General features: G+C 58.0%; 1 protein-coding gene. It reads right to left on the bottom strand.

Going from position 1 to position 512, the window contains the following annotated elements:
- On the bottom strand, positions 1-512 hold a 512-nt coding region (locus ACYVG7_RS09850), incomplete at both ends, for an RHS repeat domain-containing protein (protein WP_460882962.1).

Below are 512 nucleotides of genomic sequence, written 5' to 3' on the forward strand. Positions count from 1 at the left end.
CCACCCAGGGCATTGTTCACCTGATATAGACGATTACTGCTGTCATAGACATAGCTCACCGCAGAGGTGGTCACGCCATCCGCTGTCAGCTTCAAGGTGCCGAGCTTGCCGGCACCATAGCCGCTGGTCAGGTACTCGAAGCTCATCCGCTCGCCATTGCCAAAGGTAATGCTGGTAATGCGACTACTGGCATCATAGGCATAGTTACGGGCGTTACCATCCGCATCCAGAGACTGGGTCAGTTGCCCGGCAGCATTGAATTTGTCCTGCGCACCTGTTGAGCGGTTGCTCCAGGTATACACCCCGCTGGCATAGGTGATTTGGGCTGTCACACCATCGGCCCCGGTGTGCTGATACACCCCATTGCCCTGGTATTGATAGACCTCGCCCTGGCCATCCCCGAGTGTGCGCGTCAGGGTGCTGCCTGCTGCATTGATGCTGCCACTCAGGCGAACAGTCCGCTCGAAGCCAAAACGCCAGCCATTGGCATCGGAATCATCCCAGGCCCCCAG

Source organism: Pseudaeromonas pectinilytica, assembly GCF_054780855.1.